Origin of the sequence: Marinobacter vinifirmus (assembly GCF_002258215.1) — a bacterium.
GTDB lineage: Bacteria > Pseudomonadota > Gammaproteobacteria > Pseudomonadales > Oleiphilaceae > Marinobacter > Marinobacter vinifirmus.
This window is the reverse complement of sequence record NZ_NEFY01000005.1, coordinates 244,667-260,597: the sequence shown is the minus strand read 5'-3', so window position 1 is coordinate 260,597 and position 15,931 is coordinate 244,667. Positions and strand designations below refer to the sequence as shown.

Sequence of the window (15,931 nt, the reverse complement as noted above, 5' to 3'; positions counted from 1 at the left end):
CGATTTCCCACGTCACTACCTGTGACACCGCACTCTTCCAAAAGTTCAAAGTCTGCTCAAAAAATAACCGGCAGCTACAATCAGGCCGGCGCCGCCTCCGGTAAAACCGGGCGATACTTCTCCCGCAACACCATCACCCGCTCACGGTATTCAGGCGTCAGGTACGGTATTTCCAGCGTCAGCACCTGGTAAATGCCCTGCTTCAGCTCGGTCAGAGTCAGGCTGGCCGACTCCTCGCTGGCGTGGGCCGTTTTCAGGAATGCCATCCAGTTAGTGATTACCAGCCAGACATTCAGTGACATGGCCGAACGCAGCTCTTCGGGCTGAGGCTCGATAATGCCCGCTTCCGCCAGCTTGCCGAAAATCCGGTTAATGGCGGCCAGGCAGCGGTTGGTAAATTCCCGGTAGTCCCGGCGCAGGCGCGGGTCGCTGTCGAGCAGGTATTCAAGGTCCCGGTGGAAGAAGCGGTAACTCCAGAGTCCGTCAAAGACCGACTCCAGGTAAAAGGTCAGGTCTTCCAGCGTAATGGCCCGGTCTTCGGGGATATCCAGGTAGTAATCCACCAGATTTTCATATTCCTGGAAGATCTCGTAAATGATGTCGGACTTGTTCCGGAAGTGGTAATACAGGTTGCCCGGAGAAATGGCCAGGTGCGCGGCAATATGGTTGGTGGTGATATTGCGCTCACCCCGCTCGTTGAACAGCTCCAGACTGGAAAGCAGAATTTTGTCTCTGGTTTTCATTCGCCCGCCGGTGTTTGTTGTTATCTGTCTCGCAGATGGCCCGATGGGCTATCCACCGCTTCTTGACTGCCTAGAGTATATACTCTAATAATAGCCGCAAGTGCAAATCCACCGGATTGCAGCCACCGATAACAACAAGCTGTACAGGCAGGCCTGACGGCAAGGGGAGAGAAAATGGGAGCCACCGTTGTTCAGCTCACCGAGAGCAAGAAACAGATCCAGCACACCCACCGGGTTTTCGAAGAGCAGAAAAAAGCCTTCCGCGCCAACCCGATGCCATCCCTAACCGAGCGCAAGGAAAACCTGAAACGCCTGAAGCGCGCCCTGCTGAGCAACCAGGACCGGCTCACCGATGCCATCGACCGGGACTTCAGCTGCCGCTCGAAGGATGAATCCCTGATTGCCGAAGTCATGCCGTCCATTCAGGGCATCAACTACACCCTGAAGAACCTGGGCGACTGGATGAAGCCCTCCAAACGCCATGTCTCGGTACTGTTCCAGCCGGCCAGCAACAAGGTGCACTACCAGCCCAAGGGCGTAGTGGGCGTGATCGTGCCCTGGAACTACCCCCTGTACCTGGCGGTAGGCCCGCTGGTGGCCTCGCTGGCTGCGGGCAACCGCACCATGATCAAAATGTCCGAGTACACGCCGCACACCTCGGCCCTGTTCAAGGAAATCATCGAATCCATGTTCCCGGAGGAAATGGTCTCGGTGATCACCGGCGAGGCCGACGTCGCCGCAGACTTTTCCCAGCGCCCGTTTGATCACCTCTTATTTACCGGCTCTACATCGGTAGGCAAGCTGGTGATGCGGGCCGCGGCCGAAAACCTGACTCCGGTGACCCTGGAACTGGGCGGCAAATCGCCCGCCATTGTGTCACCGGATGTCCCCATGGAAGACGCCGCCCAGCGTATTGCCTTCGGCAAGGCCTTCAACGCCGGCCAGACCTGCGTGGCACCGGACTACGTGCTGTGCCCGGCCGACCGGGTGCAGGCCTTCGTGGATGAATTCCGCGCCCGATTCGCCGAAATGTACCCCAGCCTGCGGGACAACGACGACTACACCGCCATCATCAACGAGCGCCAGTACGACCGCTTGCAGGGTTACCTTGAAGATGCCCGGGCCAAGGGCGCCGAACTGGTGGAAATCAACCCCGCCAACGAAGACATGAAGGAAGGCACCCGCAAGATCCCGCTGACCCTGGTACTGAAAACCACGCCGGACATGAAAGTGATGCAGGACGAGATCTTCGGCCCGATCCTGCCGGTGATCAGCTACAGCGGCCTGGACGAAGCCATCCACTACATCAACGAACGGCCGCGTCCGCTGGCCCTGTACTTCTTCGGCTACGACAAAATCCAGCAGCAGCACGTGGTGGACAACACCCACTCCGGTGGCATGTGCATCAACGATGCCCTGATGCACGTAGCGCAGGACGACCTGCCCTTCGGCGGTATCGGCGACTCCGGCATGGGCCACTACCACGGCCGCGAAGGCTTCCTGACCTTCTCGCACCACCGGGCCATCTTCACCAAGCAGAAGTTCAACAGCGGCAAATACGTGTATGCACCCCACGGCACCGCTGCCCATCGCATGGTCTACAAATTCTTTATCCGGTGAGCCCCATGAACCGACGCAGTTTCCTGAAAACCGGGGTAGGCGGCGCCGTCTTCCTCGGCACCGTCAGCCTTACCGCCGGCCTGTCCGGCTGCGCCACCGCTCCGGCCGGGCGGGTCAGTGCGGTCGACAGCCGCATGGACGCCAGCTACCGCTTCCGGTTTCTGAGCAAGGACGACATCGCGCTGTTCGAAGCCCTGCTGCCGGCCATGTTCGCCGGCGCCCTGCCGGAAGAACCAAACCAGCGCCAGTTTGCCGTTGCGGCCACCATCGAGCGCATCGACCAGGGCATCGTCCAGTTCGGCGCCCCCAACCAGAAAGAACTGCGCAAGCTGTTCGACCTGCTGAACTTTGCCCCCACCCGGGTCACCCTGGCCCGGGTCTGGTCCGACTGGCCATCCGTGACCACCGGCGAAGCCGACGCCTTCCTGAACCGCTGGCGCAACAGCCGGATCGGCCTGTTCAACAACGGCTACATCGCCCTCAGCAAGATCGCCAACGTCGCCTTCTACGGCCACCAGAACCAGTGGCACCTGACCGGATACCCCGGGCCACAGGAATGGATCGTGAACGTCTTACCCCAGTTCAAAAACACCTGAAAGACCCCGGATTACGGAGCGCAGTATGTCCATGAATGATCCCATTGCCCGGGGCCTGGCCGCCGGCTGGAAGGTTACCGACGCCAGCACCCTCACCAGCAACCAGACAGCAGAAGCCGATGTGGTCGTCATCGGCACCGGTGCCGGTGGCGGCACCACCGCGGAAATCCTGGCCCGGCAAGGGCTGGCCGTTATTCTGGTGGAAGAAGGCCGGCTGTATTACCAGAAAGACTTCAAGATGGACGAACTGACGTCCTACGCCAACCTCTACCAGGAAGGCATGAGCCGGACCACCGCCGACGGTGCCATCGCCATACTGCAGGGCCGCTGCGTAGGTGGCTCCACCACCGTCAACTGGACCAGCAGCTTCCGCACTCCAGACGAAACCCTCACCTACTGGAGCCGGCAGTTCGGCCTCGACAGCCTGGCACCCGACGCCATGGCGCCCTGGTTCCAGGGCCGGGAAGAGCGCCACACCATGGCGCCCTGGCAAACCGACCCCAACCTGAACAACGACATCCTGCGCCAGGGCTGCGAAAAACTCGGCTACACCTGGCAGGTGATTCCCAGAAACGTCAAAGGCTGCTGGAACTCCGGCTACTGCGGCGTAGGCTGCCCCACCAACGCCAAGCAAGGCGCCCTGCTGACCACCATCCCCGGTGCCCTCGACAACAACGCCCGCATGTACCACGGCCTGCGCGCCGAAAAACTGGTCATGAACCAGGACCGCATCGACCACCTGAAGGCCAGCGCCATGGGGCCAGACGGCGTAACCCCCTCCGGCGTCACCGTCACCCTCAAGGCCCGGCACTTTGTCGTCGCCGCCAGCGCCATCGGCTCACCCGGCCTGCTACTGCGCTCGCAACTGCCCGACCCGCACCAGCGCGTAGGCAAACGCTCCTTCATCCACCCGGTCAACGCCACCGTCGCCCGCATGCCGGCCAACGTAGACCCCTTCTACGGCGCACCCCAGTCCATCTACTCGGACCAGTTCAACTTCAGCCAGGGCGTAGACGGCCCCGTGGGCTACAAACTCGAAGTACCCCCCCTGCACCCGGCCATGGCCGCCGGCGTCGTCCCCGGCCACGGCCCGGACCAACTCGCCGACCTCAGCCAGCTGGCCAGAATGCAATCCGTCATCGCCCTGCTGCGCGACGGCTTCCACGAACAAAGCCCCGGCGGCACCGTCACCCTGCGCGACGACGGCAGCCCGGTACTCGACTACCCGGTAACCGACTACTTGTGGCAAGGCATCCGCCAGGCCTACCTGCACATGGCCGAAATCCAGTTCGCCGCCGGCGCCGAAGCCGTCCGCGCCATGCACCTGGATTCCACCTGGTACAAAACCTGGGCCGAAGCCAAGGCAGCGATCGCCGAACTCCCCATGAAACCTCACCGCGCCCGCCTGTTCACCGCCCACCAGATGGGCGGCTGCAGCATGGGCAGCAACCCGGAAGACTCCGTGGTCAACGGCTTCGGTGAACACCACCACGTTCCCAACCTCAGCATCCACGACGCTTCCATCTTCCCCACCAGCATCGGCGCGAACCCGCAGTTGTCGGTTTATGCATTGGCGGCGAGGAACAGCACCAGATTGGCCCAGAAACTGACAAGCTGACGAAGTTTCCGGGGAAGGCTGCACTTAGTTAGGGGCGCGGGCTGGGTGGCTCTGTCCGGGAATGTCGGAGGCCATGGATGGCCGGAGTCAAGCGCACAGGGATGTGCTTGTAGCGTTTCCCGGACAGAGCCACCCAGCCTGCGACCTGCACCCATTCATAAAACCGATCACCCAAAGCCCCGGACTACAGCACACCTATGGTTCCTGCTATGCTACCGCCCACAAACAAAAGGAGCTGCGCATGCCAAAAGTCATCTACCCGGGCACCTTCGACCCCATCACCAACGGCCACACCGACCTCATCGAACGGGCCGGCCGCATGTTTGACGAAATCGTCGTCGCCGTCGCCTACAACCCGAAAAAGCAGCCACTACTGAACCTCGAAGAACGCTGCGAACTGGTACGCAAAGCCACCGCCCACGTACCCAACGTAACCGTCACCGGCTTCAGCAACCTGCTGGCCGAATTTGTGCGGGAACAGAACGCCACCGTCATCCTGCGTGGCCTGCGCGCAGTATCCGACTTCGAATATGAATTCCAGCTCGCCGACATGAACCGCCGGCTGGCCCCGGAAATCGAAAGCGTGTTCCTGACCCCGGCCAACCACCTGTCCTACATTTCATCCACCCTGATCCGGGAAATCGCATCCCTGGGCGGAGACATCTCGGAATTTGTCGATCCGGCGGTGGCCGAGGCACTGAAGCAGAAATTCAGCCAGGCCTGAACCCGGCTGGCGAGAAGAAAGGCAAAAGCGGGAAAACAATAGCGGAACCGCTGCCAGCACAGGCAGCGGTCTGACATCAGAGCAGCGGTGGCAGCGGAATCTGCAGCCCGTTGATGTCCAGCACCAGATCTTCCATGCGGCCACCCATCACCAGCCGGTCACCCTCCTGAACCAGCAAACCCTGCTTGATCAGTGGCGCTACCTGCATGCGCACCGCAGCATAATCTTCGGCCAGTGCCATCGGCATGGAAAAATCCAGCTCGCCGGTCAGGCCCTGCATCACCATCAGCATGGCGTCCTTTTCAGCACCGGACAATTCCGGATGAGAGATATCCAGGCTACCCTGCACCGGCCCTTCCGGCGTTTCCAGGCTCAGCTCGCGGATACCGGCCGAAAAACCGGCAGCGGCCAGGTCACGGATCGACTCATTGAACCGCTGCATCACCGCCATCTGCTGCTCGAAGCTGGCACCACCGCCAGCCCCGGCCTTGACCGTCATCGCCTGCAGGTCTGTCATGGCCGAGCTGAAGGCATTCCAGCTGGCTACATCGAGGTTATCCACCGAAACCGCCATCCGCTGGGGGCCGAATGCGTCACTGCCGACGCTCACCGACGCCACATCCAGCTCCAGGGTTGAATCCAGCCGACGATCCTGGTCTTTCGCCTCGCTGGCACTGGTCATGGCCAGGCCATCCAGGACCACGGGCTCCGCACCCGGGCTTTGTACCGACAGGGACTCCACCGACAAGGTGCCGGTTCCGGTCCAGATATCACCACTCAACCAGGCCAGGCTTTGCTCCAGGTGGACATCGTCCACAGCAAGGTCCAGCTCCGGCCCGGACAGCGACAGTGCCGGCCACACCAGCATCAGATCAGCCTGCTCACCCAGACTGCCCACACTGATGCTGGCCAGGCCACCGCTGCTGCGCAGAGACTCACCCGATGCCGGGTTATCGATCGCCATTGCCGGCGCTTCCAGCACCAGGGTGGCCGAGCCCCAAACCCGGGTTTCCAGGGTCAGGCGGGGCTTTTCACCACGAAACCAGTTGGCGCCCTCCGGCTGCCAGCCGGCGTCCGGGCGGAAATCCATCAGGCTGCCGGTCACCCCGTGGGACACCTTCACGCGGAAGCCTATCCGGTAACTGTCGCCCCGGGCCGGGTCGGTAATGGTCAGGGTGCCAGCGGCTTCGGAGGCCAGCACACCACGCTGGTACTGTTGGGTTTCCAGGTGCACAAAAGGCTGGGCCGCGTTTACTTCCAGGGCAGCCCGGGACCACTGCTGCTCGGTGACATAGCCCACGCCCCAGGGCGCGAGGCCGGCACCGACCAGAATCACTCCGCCGGCAACCAACCACTTGTTGAATTTCAAAATCAGAGTCCTGTTTTAGGCATTTGTTGTTGTATCCGGGCTCAGACCGGCTTGCTGGTCAGGCGCTCCAACAGCACCAGCTGGGAGGCAAAGGGCTCTTCGCCCTCGGCCGGCTGGTTCTGGATATAGCTGCCATCGGGCTGCAGCACCCAGGCCTGGCAGTTATCCGCCAGGTAGGTATCCAGGTCTTCCCGCAACCGGGCCACCAGTGCCGGCTCTTCCACCGGGAATGCGGTTTCTACCCGGTGCAGCAGGTTGCGTTCCATGCCATCAGCACTGGAACAGTAAACTTCCGGACGGCCATTATTACCGAAGTAATACATCCGGGTATGCTCCAGGAACCGGCCAATCACCGAACGCACCCGGATGTTATCCGACAGCCCCGGAACTTCCGGCCGCAGGCAGCAGATGCCACGGATAATCAGGTCAACCTTCGCGCCGGCCTGGGAGGCCCGGTAAAGGGCCTTGATCATCTGCGGCTCGGTCAGGGCGTTGAACTTGAAGATAATCCGGCCCTTGTCGCCATAGCTGGCCTCGCGCTCGATCAGGCTGATCAGCCGGTTGTGCAGGGTAAACGGTGCATGGAACAGCTTCTTGATCTTCAGGGCCTTGCCCATACCGGTCAGCTGCTGGAACAGCTTGTTCACGTCGTCACCGATGGACTCGTCACAGGTCATGAAGCTGTAGTCGGTATACAGACGGGCGTTGCCGGCGTGGTAGTTACCGGTACCCAGGTGCACATAGCGGCGCAGGCGGCCTTCTTCCCGGCGCACAATCAGGATCATCTTGGCGTGGGTTTTGTAGCCCACCACGCCATACACCACGATCACCCCGGCTTCCTGCAACCGGCTGGCCAGCTCCAGGTTTTCCGCCTCGCTGAAGCGGGCCCGTAACTCGATCACCACGGTCACTTCCTTGCCGCGCCGGGCGGCATCGGCCAGCGCTTCGACAATTTCCGAATCGGCACCGGTCCGGTACAGGGTCTGCCTGATGGCCAGCACATTCGGATCTTTTGCGGCCTGGCGCAGCAGGTCTACCACCGGGCTGAAATTCTCGTAGGGATGCAACAACAGGATCGGCCGTTTGCGGATGGCATCGAACATGGATTCCTTGCTGCGGATCTGGCGCGGAATGGACGGCGAGAAGCTCGAGTAGGTCAGGTCGGGGCGGTCTACCAGGCCACCCACGGCCATCAGGCGGGTCAGGTTCACCGGGCCATGCACCTGGTACAGGTCACGCTCGGTCAGCCCGAATTCCCGCAACAGAAACTGCACCAGTTCTTCCGGGCAGTTATCGGCTACTTCCAGGCGCACACCGTCACCAAAGCGACGGCTGAGCAGCTCGCCGCGCAGGGCCGACGCCAGGTCTTCCAGGTCATCTTCCAGCTCAAGGTCAGCGTTACGGGTCAAACGGAACTGGTAACAGCCCTTTACTTCCATGCCCGGGAACAGCTCATCCGCGTGGGCGTGGATCATCGACGACAGGAACACCAGGTTCTCACCACCTTCGCAGACTTCATCCGGCAGGCGCACCAGACGGGGCAACGACCGGGGCGCCGGCAGGATGGCCATGCCGGTTTCCCGGCCAAAGGCGTCTTTGCCATCCAGTTCCACGATAAAGTTCAGACTCTTGTTCACCAGGCGCGGGAATGGGTGTGACGGATCCAGCCCGATGGGGCTGACCACCGGCAGAATCTCTTCTTCAAAGTAAGTACGCACCCACTCTGCCTGGGCCGGGGTCCATTCCCGGCGCCGCACAAAGTGGATATTTTCCTGCTCCAGCTCGGGAATCAGGACATTGTTCAGGATGTCGTACTGCTCGTGGATGTACTCGTGGGCTACCCGGCTGATCTCCGCCAGCACCTGGTCCGGCTGCATGCCGTCCACACCCACGGTTTCCCGGCCGTACTTCATTTGCTGACGCAGGCCCGCCACCCGGATCTCGAAGAACTCGTCCATGTTGCTGCTGAAAATGCAGCAGAAAATCAGCCGGTTGATCAGCGGGTGCGTGGTGTCCAGCGCCTGCTTCAGTACCCGGTAGTTGAACTGGAGCTGGCTCAGTTCCCGGTTGAAGTAGTTCTCGCTGGCGTCCAGGTTCACTTCCTCGCCTACCGGCGGAAGCTCAACCGGCGCAGGCACGCTCAGTTCGGCATCGATTGTCTGCTTGGCAGTTTCAGTAGTCATCGCTATCCATATCCGTTGTCTGGGCAGGCGGTCGCCTGCGTCACGCCCGCGCGCGGTCTCTCATCAGTCTCGCAGCGCGCACGGCAAAATAAGTCAGAATGCCATCGGCACCGGCCCGGCGCATGGCCATCAGGCTTTCCATCATCACCGCATCGCCATCCAGCCAGCCGTTCTGGGCCGCCGCCATGTGCATGGCGTACTCACCGCTGACCTGATAAACAAAGGTCGGCACCTGCAGTTCGGTTTTCACCCGGTGCACGATGTCCAGGTACGGCATGCCCGGCTTGATCATCACCATATCGGCGCCTTCCGCCAGGTCCATGGCCACCTCGTGAATGGCTTCATCGCTATTGGCCGGGTCCATCTGGTAAGTGGACTTGTTGCTCTTGCCCAGGTTGGCGGCGGAACCGACCGCATCCCGGAACGGGCCGTAATAGCTGGAAGCATACTTGGCAGAGTAGGCCAGAATGCGGGTATTCACATAACCGGCACCTTCCAGGGCTTCACGGATGGCGGCTACCCGGCCATCCATCATGTCGGAGGGCGCCACCACATCGGCGCCGGCGTCGGCGTGGGACAGGGCCTGGTTCACCAGGGCTTCTACGGTCACGTCGTTGAGCACGTAACCGTCGTTATCAATAATGCCGTCCTGGCCATGGGTGGTGAACGGGTCCAGCGCCACATCGGTAATCACACCCAGTTCCGGCTGGGCTTTCTTGAGCGCCCGCACCGCACGCTGGGCCAGGCCATCGGAATCCCAGGCGCCAGAGCCGGACAGATTCTTTTTCTCCGCCGGCACCACCGGGAACAGCGCCACCGCAGGAATGCCCAGCTCAACCAGCTCCGCCGCCTGCTCGACCAGCAGGTCAATACTCAGTCGCTCCACACCCGGCATGGACGGCACCGCCTCACGCTGGTTCTCGCCTTCGAGCACAAACACCGGGAAGATCAGGTTGTCGGCCGACAACTGGTTTTCCCGCACCAGGCGCCGGGAAAAATCACTGGCACGGTTGCGGCGCAGACGGGTAGCCGGATAGGCTCGATTGGAAAGCGGCTGGCGTGGCTTGGGCATGAAATACCTCCTGAACATGGATGGCCTTGGAAAGTCATGACATCATACACCCGGTGAGCCGCCTGTTGCAGGGCCGAGGCAAGTCTGCAGTACTCAGATGACAATTCAATGACAAAAACCAGGACGGCGCCAAACCGGCCGCCCTGGTAAAGAAGGGAAATCGGGGAAGGAACTCAGATGGAACGGTTGTTAAAGCCCACTTCCACCTTGCGAGGGGTATCAGCCCGGAAGCTGGTATCCACTGCCTGGATCTTGCCGCCACCCTGCAAAAAGGCTTCGATATCTGACTGCAGCTGGGCCCTCACCCGGGCACGGCCGGCAACAGAATGGTTATCCTCACTGTCGCTGCCCCAGTTACCGGACTGCTCCAGATTGCTTTCGTCGAATTCACTCATGCTCTTTTCTCCATCAACGAAAACAGATTTTCAGGTGCCCTGTACGCCCTCCCGGGCAGCACCCCGTCTCGACTGCCGGCCGCCTGCGGCCCCGTCTTGGCGTCTTTATAATCCGGTTTCGTTGACGGCGCTATTTCCTGACAACCACTTTTTTGTAAATTTTTGTAACACGGCGCATGCCATTGATTTTGAAGGGCCAATCCCAGTACATGCCAGGCCCTTCAAATTGACACAAAGAATGAATAATGATTCACTGCTTGTAGGGAGCCGGCATGGCTTATCGTGAAACCGAAAAAATGCGCCAACGCAAAGCCCAGGCGCGCCAGAAGATCATCGAAAGCACCTGGGAATGCGTTGCAGACGGCGGCTTCCAGAGCGCCCGAGTTACCCGAATTGCCGGCCTCGCCGGCGTGGCAACCGGCACGATTTACCGGCATTTCGAATCCCGGGAAGACCTGTTTGCGGAGATTTTCCGGCTGGCGACCCAGCGCGAAGTCGACAAGGTAGCCGAAGCCCTGGCCATAACAGGCAATGCGGTACAGCGGCTGGACCACGCCCTGCGCCATTTCGCCCAACGGGCCCTGAAAGGCCCGATGAAAGCCTGGGCGCTGATCGCCGAGCCGGTGGACCCGAAAGTAGAAGAAGAACGACTGGCGTACCGCAGGGCCTACGCCAACCTGTTTGAACAAGCCATCCGGGACGGCATCGCCGAAGGCACCATCCCTGATCAGAACACCCGCCTGGCCGCTACATGCCTGGTGGGCGCGATATCCGAAGCCCTGGTAGGCCCGTTGTCGCCAACCCAGACAAGCGAGCTACCGGACAACGACAACAATGACAATGAACTGGTCGACACCATCGTCTGTTTCTGCCTACGGGGGTTGACCGGCACCAGGAGCTGAACATGAACAACCCGCAGCGCAAAACCGAGTCCGCCACCGACAACCGTTACCTGTCGGCCACCCATGAGGTCATCAACCAGCCCCAGCCGCTGGAGAACTACAACCTCTACGAACAGGACACCGCGCTGCGGGAAGCCGTTCTGCGGGAAGGCGCAGGCTTCGCCAACGACGACCTCACCCGCTTCGGGGCCTGGACCGGCCTGGCCGACACCATCGAACTGGGCAACCAGGCCAACGCCAACAAACCCGGCTTCCGCACCCACGACCGCTACGGCCACCGGATTGACGAAGTCACCTTCCACCCGGCCTACCACGAACTCATGCGGGTAGCCCTGGAAAACGGCCTGCACAGCTCGCCCTGGACCAACCCCGGCAAAGGCGCCCACGTTGCCCGCGCCGCCAAGTACTACCTGCACTCACAGGTAGAAGCGGCCCACTGCTGCCCGGTGACCATGACCTTCGCAGCCATACCTTCGATCCAGAACCAGCCGGACCTGGCCAAACTCTGGGCCCCGAAAATCCTGGCCAACGAATACGACAGCCGAAATGTACCGGACAGCAAAAAAACCTCCGTCACCATCGGCATGGCCATGACCGAAAAACAGGGCGGCAGCGACGTCCGCGCCAACACCACCATGGCCTACCCGATAGGCCAGCAAGGCCCCGGCCAGCCCTACGAACTGGTCGGCCACAAATGGTTCGTCTCCGCCCCCATGTGCGACGCCTTCCTGGTCCTGGCCCAGACCACCAGCGGCCTGTCCTGCTTTTTGATGCCCCGCTGGCGCCCGGACGGCACCAAGAACCCCTGGCAGGTGCAGCAACTCAAAAACAAAATGGGCAACGTCGCCAACGCCTCCAGCGAAGTGGAAATCCGCGGCGCACTGGCCTGGATGGTCGGCGAAGAAGGCCGCGGCGTAAGAACCATCATCGAAATGGTCGCCATGACCCGCTTCGACTGCATGATCGGCAGCGCCGCCGGCATGCGCCAGGCCGTCGCCCAGGCCACGCACCACTGCCACAACCGCAGCGCCTTCGGCGCAACCCTCAGCGACCAGCCACTGATGCAAAACGTCCTGGCCGACCTGATCATCGAAAACGAAGCCGCCCTCGCCTACACCATGCGCGTCGCCCGGGCCATGGACAACCAGGACAACGAACACGAACGCCTGCTCGCCCGCCTGGCCACACCCGTCGGCAAATACTGGATCTGCAAACGCACCCCCAACCACGCCTACGAAGCCATGGAATGCATCGGCGGCAGCGGCGTCATGGAAGACTGCATCATGCCCCGCCTGTTCCGGGAATCCCCCGTCAACGCCATCTGGGAAGGCAGCGGCAACGTCCAGTGCCTCGACACCCTCCGCGCCCTGCAGAAAGAACCCGAAACCCTCGACGCCTTCTTCAAAGAAGCCGCCGAAGCCAAAGGCGCCGACCGCCGCTTCGACCAATACCTGGCCCAACTGCAACACAACTTCGCCGACATCAGCGACTTCCAGTACCGCGCCAGAAACCTGGTCGACCGCATGGCCCTGACCATGCAGGGTTCACTGCTGCTGCGCTTTGGCGACAAAGACGTCGCCGACGCCTTCTGCGCCTCCCGCCTGCAAAACAACGGCGGCATGAACTACGGCAACCTGCCCTCCGGCACCAACCCGGCAGCGATTATCAAACGGGGGACGCCTGTAGTAGGCTGAGACTACAGCCCCCAGGAGCGGTAAACGACATACACAACCGTAGTATTGCCAAAACAGCCAAGGGGACTCCCCGAACAATGCCCGAGAGCAGGCGGGGATTAGCTTTCCAAAAATGTGCGGAGCCATGGATGGCGGAGCAGAAGCGCCACATGGAAGTGCCGAAGGAGCGGTTTTTGGAAAGCTAATCCCTGCCTGCTCAGGCACCGAAGCTGGAACATCAGATGTCAGAAGCCCTGAGAAAACTACTTAAAGAAGGCAAAACCCCACAACAGCACCAGGACATCACCCCCCACGTAGGCGTCCTGACCCTGCACTTCCAGCTCTACGGCTGCGAAGACCTCAAAGCCAAACGCAAAGCCTTCACCGCCATGAAAGCCATCTGGGGCAAAGAACCCGACCTGGCCGTCGCCGAAACCGCCGACCACGAAGCCCTCGACTGCGCCACCTGGACCATCGCCGCCCTCGGCGCCAGCGCCCAGCAAATCACCCAGCGCCTCGACCAGGTCGAAAAAGACATACAGGAGCGCATAGACGCCCCCATCCTCGACATCCACCGGGAAATCCTCTGAGCCACAACTCGAAAGGCCCCGAAAACCCCGGGGCATAGCGTCAAACCCGCACAGGCCTTATACTACGGCCCCTCAAGGAGTAGATGACCTGCCTGCCGGCGGGCCACCAAATTCAATGTCGGGCCCAGCCCGGCCCCGTCCGCCGGGTTTCCGGAACCGACCCACGGACAACCACTGAGTGTGTGTGGTGCTATGACCGGAAAGAAAAAATCCGCCCAGGCCTCGGTCGAGGCAATGTATCGCGTGTTCACGGTGCCCGAAGCCCCGGAATCCACGCTCAGCCGTATCGACCAGAACATCTCCAGCAACCTGGCCGGGTTCCTGCAGGAACACATCGTTGCCGTTGAACGGGATCTCTCGGAAGTCGAAAAAGACTTCTCCGACTACGTGATCCCGGAAAAACCCGTGTTCGTCTCAGAACAGGCCCAGTTCCTGCTCGACAAACTGGTCGCCAACTCCGTACACACCGCCTCACCGGCCTTTATCGGCCACATGACCTCGGCACTGCCCTACTTCATGCTGCCGCTGTCAAAGATCATGATCGCCCTGAACCAGAACCTGGTCAAAACCGAAACCTCCAAGGCGTTCACCCCCATGGAGCGCCAGGTACTGGGCATGATCCACCGGCTGGTGTACCAGCAGGACGGCTCCTTCTACCGTAAATGGATGCACGACCCCCGGCACGCCCTGGGCGCCATGTGCTCCGGCGGCACTATCGCCAACCTGACCGCCCTGTGGGTTGCCCGCAACCGCGCCTTCCCCGCCGAAGGCAGCTTCCGTGGCCTGCACGAAGAAGGCCTGTTCCGGGCCCTGAAATACTACGGCTACGAAGGCGCCGCCATCGTCGTCTCCAAACGCGGCCACTACTCCTTGCGCAAAGCCGCTGACGTGCTGGGCCTGGGCCGCGATGCCCTGGTGCCGGTTGAAACCGACGAATACAACCGAATCCTGCCAGACGCCCTGCGCGACAAGTGCCTGGAACTGCAGAAACAGAAAATCAAGGTCATGGCCATCTGTGGCGTGGCCGGCACCACCGAAACCGGCAATGTCGACCCGCTGGACAGCATGGCCGACATAGCCCGTGAATTTGGCGCCCACTTCCACGTAGACGCCGCCTGGGGTGGCCCCACACTGTTCTCCCGCACCTACAAACACCTGCTGCGGGGCATAGAACAGGCCGACTCCGTCACCTTCGACGCCCATAAACAGCTGTACGTACCCATGGGCGCCGGCCTGGTCGTGTTCAAAGACCCCAGCCTGGCCAGCGCGGTAGAACACCACGCCCAGTACATCATCCGCAAAGGCTCAAGAGACCTCGGCAGCACCACCCTCGAAGGCTCCCGCCCGGGCATGGCCATGCTGATCCACTCCGGCCTGAAAATCCTGGCCCGGGAAGGCTACGAAATCCTGATCAACCAGGGCATCGAAAAAGCCAAAACCTTTGCCCACATGATCGACGAACAACCGGACTTCGAACTCGTCACCCGTCCGGAACTCAACATCCTGACCTACCGCTACTGCCCGGAACCGGTTCAACAGGCCCTGGCCATCGCAGACGAACTGCAGGCAGAGAAAATGAACACCTGCCTGAACCGCATCACCAAGTTCATCCAGAAAACCCAGCGGGAACGCGGCAAAGCATTCGTGTCCCGAACCCGACTGGAACCGGCCCGCTATTACCACTTCCCGTGCATCGTATTCCGGGTGGTGCTGGCTAACCCGTTAACAACGCCGGAGATCCTGGCAGACATCCTGAAAGAACAGCGGGAGTTGTCGAAGGAAGACGGCATTGCCGATGAGATCGCCATCCTGCACCAGATGGCAGAAGCGGTATTGAGCCCCCGGCCATCAAAGGCAAAGAACAGGCTTAAGTCAGCCCAGGGATAACACCGGCCAGAAACAACGAGGCCAATCCCTTAAGGTGACATTGAAAACTGGCGGCATGACGTATGCCCGGGGCGGGGTGTGCGAGGAGCTGTTCAAAAATTTGCGGAGCCAGGGATGGCGGAGCAGAAGCGCCACAGGGATGTGCCGAAGGAGCGGTTTTTGAACAGCTCCTCGCACACCCTGCCCTGCACCTGGCTAAGGTTTAATACAGGGCCTCTTCGTCATCCAGCACCTCGTGCAGGATCTCCAGGAACATCTTGTCCGCCTCACTCCAGGTCTCCGGAATACGGATCGTAGTGTTGGCGCTGATCTCGCGGGCAATCAACTCGTCAGCATTAGGCTCACCCTTGTACTTACGGGCAATCTCCATGGACTTTACGGCGATGGTCGGCTCGCTCATCACCTTCTTGATAAACACCCTTAACTCTTCAATCATTCTGGCCTGACGGCTCTCGGAAGATGAACTCATTCCTGACTCCCTGAAAAATAGCGTTGAAGCAAAACGGCCCGCACAGGGCCTGATGCTCATAGTATGGCCAAACCGCGGGGCGCTAACCAG

Annotated in this window: 14 protein-coding genes; 8 read left to right on the top strand and 6 right to left on the bottom strand. The window is 61.1% G+C overall.

Going from position 1 to position 15,931, the window contains the following annotated elements; all coding sequences use genetic code 11:
* Positions 1–80 precede the first annotated feature (80 nt).
* Positions 81–743, bottom strand: coding sequence for a TetR/AcrR family transcriptional regulator (locus B9Q17_RS08995; RefSeq protein WP_094624957.1), 663 nt, complete (start codon positions 741–743; stop codon positions 81–83).
* Positions 744–917: 174 nt separating this feature from the next.
* On the opposite strand from B9Q17_RS08995, the gene B9Q17_RS08990 reads away from it, so the two are divergent.
* From B9Q17_RS08990 to coaD, 4 genes are all read left to right on the top strand, one after another.
* Positions 918–2,363, top strand: a complete 1,446-nt coding sequence (locus B9Q17_RS08990; protein WP_094624955.1) for a coniferyl aldehyde dehydrogenase — start codon at positions 918–920, stop codon at positions 2,361–2,363.
* Positions 2,364–2,368: 5 nt separating this feature from the next.
* Positions 2,369–2,959, top strand: a complete 591-nt coding sequence (locus B9Q17_RS08985) for a hypothetical protein (RefSeq protein WP_094624954.1) — start codon at positions 2,369–2,371, stop codon at positions 2,957–2,959.
* A gap of 25 nt (positions 2,960–2,984) precedes the next feature.
* The gene (locus B9Q17_RS08980) at positions 2,985–4,577 is read left to right on the top strand and encodes a GMC family oxidoreductase N-terminal domain-containing protein (protein WP_094624952.1); all 1,593 of its coding nucleotides are present in this window, start codon (positions 2,985–2,987) and stop codon (positions 4,575–4,577) included.
* 241 nt (positions 4,578–4,818) lie between these two features.
* Complete coding sequence (coaD, locus tag B9Q17_RS08975; protein ID WP_022988472.1) at positions 4,819–5,301, top strand: pantetheine-phosphate adenylyltransferase; 483 nt, start codon at positions 4,819–4,821, stop codon at positions 5,299–5,301.
* A 76-nt stretch (positions 5,302–5,377) separates the two neighbouring features.
* Here the strand turns inward: coaD and B9Q17_RS08970 are convergent, their stop codons facing one another.
* The 4 genes from B9Q17_RS08970 to B9Q17_RS08955 form a co-directional block, all read right to left on the bottom strand.
* The gene (locus B9Q17_RS08970; RefSeq protein ID WP_094624951.1) at positions 5,378–6,670 is read right to left on the bottom strand and encodes a DUF945 family protein; all 1,293 of its coding nucleotides are present in this window, start codon (positions 6,668–6,670) and stop codon (positions 5,378–5,380) included.
* A gap of 41 nt (positions 6,671–6,711) precedes the next feature.
* Positions 6,712–8,853 carry a polyphosphate kinase 1 gene (gene ppk1 / locus B9Q17_RS08965; protein ID WP_058341973.1) on the bottom strand — a complete coding sequence of 714 codons (2,142 nt, stop codon included), beginning with the start codon at positions 8,851–8,853 and terminating at the stop codon, positions 6,712–6,714.
* Between the two features lie 40 nt (positions 8,854–8,893).
* On the bottom strand, positions 8,894–9,925 hold the full coding sequence (hemB, locus tag B9Q17_RS08960; protein ID WP_022988475.1) for a porphobilinogen synthase: 1,032 nt from the start codon (positions 9,923–9,925) through the stop codon (positions 8,894–8,896).
* A gap of 173 nt (positions 9,926–10,098) precedes the next feature.
* A complete protein-coding gene (locus tag B9Q17_RS08955; RefSeq protein WP_094624950.1) occupies positions 10,099–10,320 on the bottom strand; it encodes a hypothetical protein in 222 nt (73 codons plus the stop codon).
* Positions 10,321–10,592: 272 nt separating this feature from the next.
* Here B9Q17_RS08955 and B9Q17_RS08950 point away from each other — a divergent pair, with 272 nt between their 5' ends.
* From B9Q17_RS08950 to panP, 4 genes are all read left to right on the top strand, one after another.
* A complete protein-coding gene (locus B9Q17_RS08950) occupies positions 10,593–11,222 on the top strand; it encodes a TetR/AcrR family transcriptional regulator (protein ID WP_094624949.1) in 630 nt (209 codons plus the stop codon).
* 2 nt (positions 11,223–11,224) lie between these two features.
* Complete coding sequence (locus B9Q17_RS08945) at positions 11,225–12,916, top strand: isovaleryl-CoA dehydrogenase (protein ID WP_094624948.1); 1,692 nt, start codon at positions 11,225–11,227, stop codon at positions 12,914–12,916.
* A gap of 221 nt (positions 12,917–13,137) precedes the next feature.
* Positions 13,138–13,485, top strand: a complete 348-nt coding sequence (locus B9Q17_RS08940) for a DUF503 domain-containing protein (protein WP_094624946.1) — start codon at positions 13,138–13,140, stop codon at positions 13,483–13,485.
* Positions 13,486–13,677: 192 nt separating this feature from the next.
* Positions 13,678–15,372 (top strand): pyridoxal-dependent aspartate 1-decarboxylase PanP, encoded by a 1,695-nt coding sequence (gene panP / locus B9Q17_RS08935; RefSeq protein ID WP_094624945.1) that lies wholly within the window; start codon positions 13,678–13,680, stop codon positions 15,370–15,372.
* Between the two features lie 202 nt (positions 15,373–15,574).
* Here the strand turns inward: panP and B9Q17_RS08930 are convergent, their stop codons facing one another.
* On the bottom strand, positions 15,575–15,841 hold the full coding sequence (locus tag B9Q17_RS08930) for a hypothetical protein (RefSeq protein ID WP_036219157.1): 267 nt from the start codon (positions 15,839–15,841) through the stop codon (positions 15,575–15,577).
* Positions 15,842–15,931 lie beyond the last annotated feature (90 nt).